At 54.8% G+C, this 5192-nt stretch carries 8 protein-coding genes; 3 read left to right on the top strand and 5 right to left on the bottom strand.

The window, feature by feature from the left end:
- The first annotated feature begins 66 nt into the window (after window positions 1-66).
- A complete protein-coding gene (locus tag DXC67_RS10105; protein WP_117629398.1) occupies window positions 67-495 on the top strand; it encodes a hypothetical protein in 429 nt (142 codons plus the stop codon).
- Between the two features lie 141 nt (window positions 496-636).
- Complete coding sequence (locus tag DXC67_RS10100) at window positions 637-933, top strand: hypothetical protein (RefSeq protein ID WP_117629397.1); 297 nt, start codon at window positions 637-639, stop codon at window positions 931-933.
- Between the two features lie 12 nt (window positions 934-945).
- Here DXC67_RS10100 and DXC67_RS10095 read toward each other — a convergent pair whose 3' ends face one another.
- The 5 genes from DXC67_RS10095 to DXC67_RS10075 all read right to left on the bottom strand — a co-directional run bounded on the left by DXC67_RS10095 (window position 946) and on the right by DXC67_RS10075 (window position 3448).
- Complete coding sequence (locus DXC67_RS10095) at window positions 946-1185, bottom strand: hypothetical protein (protein WP_117629396.1); 240 nt, start codon at window positions 1183-1185, stop codon at window positions 946-948.
- Between the two features lie 12 nt (window positions 1186-1197).
- Window positions 1198-1602, bottom strand: a complete 405-nt coding sequence (locus DXC67_RS10090) for a hypothetical protein (RefSeq protein WP_117638270.1) — start codon at window positions 1600-1602, stop codon at window positions 1198-1200.
- Window positions 1603-1802: 200 nt separating this feature from the next.
- Complete coding sequence (locus tag DXC67_RS10085) at window positions 1803-2171, bottom strand: hypothetical protein (protein ID WP_117638269.1); 369 nt, start codon at window positions 2169-2171, stop codon at window positions 1803-1805.
- Window positions 2172-2297: 126 nt separating this feature from the next.
- The gene (locus DXC67_RS10080) at window positions 2298-3197 is read right to left on the bottom strand and encodes a hypothetical protein (protein WP_117638268.1); all 900 of its coding nucleotides are present in this window, start codon (window positions 3195-3197) and stop codon (window positions 2298-2300) included.
- A gap of 2 nt (window positions 3198-3199) precedes the next feature.
- Complete coding sequence (locus DXC67_RS10075; protein WP_117638267.1) at window positions 3200-3448, bottom strand: hypothetical protein; 249 nt, start codon at window positions 3446-3448, stop codon at window positions 3200-3202.
- Between the two features lie 246 nt (window positions 3449-3694).
- Between DXC67_RS10075 and DXC67_RS10070 the strand changes: the two genes are divergently transcribed.
- Entirely contained in the window at window positions 3695-4648 is a 954-nt protein-coding gene (locus DXC67_RS10070) for a DUF6273 domain-containing protein (RefSeq protein ID WP_117638266.1), read from the top strand.
- Window positions 4649-5192 lie beyond the last annotated feature (544 nt).

The raw sequence follows: 5192 nt of genomic DNA, 5'->3' as shown, positions 1-5192 counted from the left end.
AGATCAAGTCGTCCTCGCAGACGCTCAAGCAGGAATACCTCGATACATACGAGGGAGGTGAATGACATGATAGGCAAGAGCTATGCAAAGATAGCGATTGTTGGCTTTGTACTTTGTCTTGCAATGGTGCTATGTGCATCATTTGCGAGGTATAGGTCCGAGCAGTCGTTCATCGATGGCGCTGAAAATGGGTTTGGCATAGACGGGATGTATGTCAACGATGGCGCGACCAGGCCGTCTATGGCGATTCTTGCAGGCGAAGACATGGAATGGCAAATCTGTAATGACGATGGTTCTTGTATGAGTGGTCGTTTGGCCGCAACGAGCGACCCGAATTCGTTCGATCTTCTCGACAATGATGGAGCGGATTGCGGTTCTGTTCACCTTTCATATGCATCGCGAGACGGGATGGACGGCATCCTCTACGTCTCCCACGAAAATGGCAATTTCAAGATGCGCAGGACTAACCGGGTGCCGGCTTTTATCGAGGAGTGAGAGTTCCCGGCGGCCTGCCGATCAGACCGCCGGGGTATTGAACCCCGCATTCATCCGTACACACACGGATGAATGCGGGAAGTGTCCGGATGAAGTTGATAATCAAGGAAACAAAGCCGTTCTGCCTGGGACGGCATTGGCTTGGACTTTAACTACAACATCGCAATCGACACTTATCAGCTCGCGCAACGCGCATGGCCAAATCTCGGACGCTGGTGCATGGAGGACCTTCGAGATTTACTGGACATCCAAAACGACGACGCACACCGCGTGCTCGCCGACTGCGAAGACGAGATGGCTGTCTACAATGCGATCAGAAACGGCGTGAAGTCCGGAGAGCTTTCTGTGGAACCGCCGCACCGTCGCGCGAGCCGACCGGGCAACCCGGGCAATCTGGTCCCGACTCTCCCGGTCGTATTCCTACGATATCGCCCCTAAATCACCAACGTGTCAGATAAAGAATGATGCAATGATTATGATCAAGCATACGGCGGATGCGACGACTGCGCCTTTTTTCCTCTCCTTTAGTCCGACGAATAGGGTTGCCGTAAAGTAAAGGGCGGAAAGGCAGTCTATGGCAAGCAAAACGAGTTCCTTGGGCGGTTTCAGCAAAAGGTCGCTAGCAAAGAGTAATGCAAGCAGGGCAAAGCCGATTGTGGTCAAGTATCTCGATTGATTTTGCGACAGCATGGCAACCTCCTTTTAGAACATGCAAGTGAAAAGTCGGCACGATGTCATTGCGGTTGCAAACAAGCCGCCGCCAGGACCGGTTGTCACGAGACCGGCGATAACTTCAGCGGTGCCAGCAAGGTAGGGATCGCGCAGGCAAGACTCCTCCTTCACGTTCAGCTTGACCTTGTGAGGGACGGTGCGGTTATTTGCAAATCCGTGAGAATCGCACCACGCCTTGGAATATGAATCCGTGCAGCGTCCGCGCTCAAAAAGGGATATATCGTAATTTTCGTCGTAGTTGTCTCCGACGTAGATTTCGCTGCTCTCGGCGGGAGACCCCTCGTCGGCATAGGCTGCCGCAACGGGCACAAATAGTGTCATGACAAGGGAGAGGCAAAGAGCTGCTGAGACGATGGAGAGCAGGCATTTCTTCATGGCTGGCTCCTTAATCTGGCCTTTGATAGTTACTTGATGTCGCCTCCTTCCGCTTTATATCCGTTGTATTTGGCGTATTTCTTTAATAAGGCAAGAGGTTCTTCCTCTCCTTCGGATAAGCCGATGATGTTTCCTTGATCATCCAGTATGAATATGGACGGAATATGCTCAAGTTCATATTGGTCATACACGGTCTTATCTTAATCTATGTATATGGGAAAGTCTCCTTCATGGACCGAGGCTTCTTCAATTGTGCTGTCCTCGGAAACAGTGAAAAGGTTCTTCCTTAAGGCTGCGAAATTATCAAGTTGTTGCATATCTTCTATGAGAGATTCGCAGTGCTGACACCACGATGCCCAGAACATCAAGATATTTTCCTCATTAGGTTTTAGCTTGTTAAAATAATTCACGTTTCGGCCGAGGCTGAAATTTTGGCCCATTTTAATGGACAAAGATGAGGGATAAGCATCGTGTTGCGGTTTGATATTGACGGCGATCAAGGCGGCGAAACACGTCAGAGCCGCCAAAGTCAGTAAGGCGATAACGCATTTTCTCGGTTTCCAGCTCATGACAGATCCCTCTCTCATGGTGAAACGCATACGTTTTGAAACGGGATACCGCTTCGATTCGTTCCGGACGCGGATGTGGACGTAACTGGTCTCGGTGCCAAGTGCGATTTCAGTGCTGTATATGACTTAACGGGAATGTCCGAGCAGTGTCGGAGTCTCCATCTGGATTGTTCCGACTGGAACATCAGCCCGAATACACTGCATAGCGACTCCAACAAGAACGTCCCCGGCGTAATCCTTTCCAAGGCCCGCGACGGCTATCTTCTTCCTCCTTTTCGAGAGGTTCGCAATCTTCATGCCGGCCTCTCTTGCCTTCTCGCCCGAATCCCCGTAGCCCTGCTCGGCCAGCCTCTCGAGGCTCTCCTTGGCGGCTTCAGCTTCCTTCCTGTTGCCCTTCTCGAGTATCGCGACGCTCGTCTTGTAGACCCTGTCCCTTCTGGATTCATCCAGGAACGCGGCATCTTCCAGATCCGCCATTTTCTCGCGCACGGCGCCGCAGTTCCAGCAGGTACCGCGCTTGAGGTTCACCGCACCGCAGCCGCACTGCCACCACCCGTCGTGTTCGGAATGGACGCCCGCGCATTTGAAGGTATCGGCCCCCATCTCGGAGAGCAGGACATCGCGTTCCGACTCCTCGACCCCGTTGAGTGCGAGTGGCGCGGGGCTATCGATGTCGATCGGGTCGCCGAAGGAGGTCTCGCCGTCCGCTCGGGTCACAACGGCACGCGAGCCGGTGATAACAGACAGCTTGATTCTCACCGCCTTGGGCCTGAGCACCTCGCCGGCGGGCAGGTCGGCATCTAGGAGCGAGAAGTCGACGGTCTCCGTCTCCCCTCCCTCGCCCTCGAGCCCGACAGTGAACTCTATGCGGCTGATGGGTTTCGTCGATACGTTGACGATCTTTGTTTGGAGGAAGCAGGCTCCCGTCTCGGTGTCTCTGGAGACTTGGATGGCTAACATCCTGACAGGGCAAAGCTCCTGCCAGGAGGGGTTGGCGTCGCGGTAGGCTATCTTGTATTTCGACATTACTACACCTCGGGCAGGGCGTCTTCGTCCCTTTGTGCGCTGGGCGCCGGTGCCGCTCGGTCGGGCAGAGCGCAGACGATCAGGCCGACCATGAGCGCGGTGCCGAAAAGGCCGATGAACCAGAGGATTCCCGCGCCATTGGTGTAATGCCCCTTGGCCCTGGCAATCTTAACGAGCTCCGCTACGCCGCAGATGTTGGCGGCGATCGCCAAGAGAGGCAGGAAGAAGATTATCAGCTCCAGGCTTCTCATTTTTGGTCCCTTCTTCTCGACCGCCCGCCTCGACACCGGCGGTCCTCCGTAACTTCCGGTAACACCAATTCTGCTGTCCTCACCTGCGAATTTGTTGAGCAACAAATTCGATTGAGTGAGCGGTTGATTGCGCCGCGAAGGCGTTTAGTTAATTACGTTTGCCGCTGCGGCAAGACCGATGCAGAAATCTGAAATAGCCCTACGCTCGGCGATGTATCTACAAACCCTGAGCGAAGGGAGCCGCAAATGCATGCAGCGGCAATTAACCTTCGGGGGGGGGTATCTCCTAGGAGAACCCGCCTCCAAGGCCAATCTATCATCGAGTACGTCCTGATCATCGCCATCATCGGCCTGGTGATCGTGTTCGCGGGACCCGGCGTGGCGGGGGCCATCCGCAACCAGTTCAACCTGGTCGGCAACACGGTGAGCAATGGGACGACCGGCGGGGTCGAGGGCGGCGCAACCGGCGGCGGCTCTGCGGGAGCCGATTCCGCGACCGTCCAGGCGGCTGTCGCCAAGGACGCGAAGGACTGGACGCTCGACGAGCAGGAGGCCGTGGCCAAGGACATCGCCGCCAAGGGCGAGGCGTCGCCGGCGTACGCAAAGGCGAAGGCCGCGATGGACGCGGGGACGAAGTTCTCGATGAAGTTGACGAACGGCAAGACGCTCGAGTATCGCATCATCGGTATCAACCACGATGACCTCGCGGACGGCTCCGGTAAGGCTGGGCTCACGTTCGAGGTAACCAACACTGCCATGGACGAGCAGCGAATGAACGCCACGAGCACCAATGCCGGCGGCTGGGAGAAATCGGAGATCCGCGGCCGCCTCAATTCCGGTGACCTCTGGTCGCTCCTACCGATCGATCTCCAGTCCAAGGCGAAGGCCGTCACGAAGATGACCGATAACAAGGGTGGTGGCAGTGCCAGCGCCCCATCGGCCACGACCGATAAAGTCTTCCTGCTCTCGATGACCGAGATCTACGGAGACCGCCAGACCGACGGTACCCAGTACGAGTACTACAAATCCAAGGGCGTGACGTACTCGAACCATTCAGGGGTGTCGTCGAGCTTTTATCACTGGACGCGCTCCGTGGATCCGAGCGGCTCCGCGTACTTCCGCTGTATCTATAGCAACGGTAACTATAACGACTACGGCGCGACGTACTCGTATTGCATATGCCTCGCCTGGTGTTTTTAACCTGTCTTCTAGCTTGTCTTCTAGTTTGTCTTCTAGTTTGTCTAGTGAAAGGCCCGTGCAATCCTGCGCGGGCCTTTCTTTTGGCGATTACTTGAACAATTTGAGGTTCATGGTACAAAGGTAGTCGGTTCGAGGAAAAAGGGGTCGTACTGCGCCTCTCAGAGCGCCTGCCGCACTTCACCTCTATTACCTCTGCGGCGCCCTCGTATAGGGCCCATCCCGCTTGCCGTTTCGTTGCAACCGCTCACTTGTCCACCGGTCAAGTGAACTACTGGAATAAATACAGCGACACGCTTGTCCGTTACAGTCGCTATATCTGTGTAAATCGCCGCGATAAATACAGCCCGTACTCGGCTGTATACCAGCTACGCGTATGTAGATTCATATCGCGTTAATAAATCGGCTCAAGCGCGTGCAAAACGCGCAAGTAGCCGCAAAAAGCGAGTATCGCGCAGGTAGATTTTTGACACCCTGTTGCTTACTTAAAATTAGGCTCTGTTAGACCATAATTGACATATAGGTGATGCCACCGTGGTATAATGGA

The sequence above is a fragment of the Collinsella sp. TF07-1 genome, assembly GCF_003437235.1.
Classification (GTDB): domain Bacteria; phylum Actinomycetota; class Coriobacteriia; order Coriobacteriales; family Coriobacteriaceae; genus Collinsella.
The sequence above is the reverse complement of the archived record's forward strand: the minus strand, read 5'-3'. Positions and strand labels throughout refer to the sequence as shown.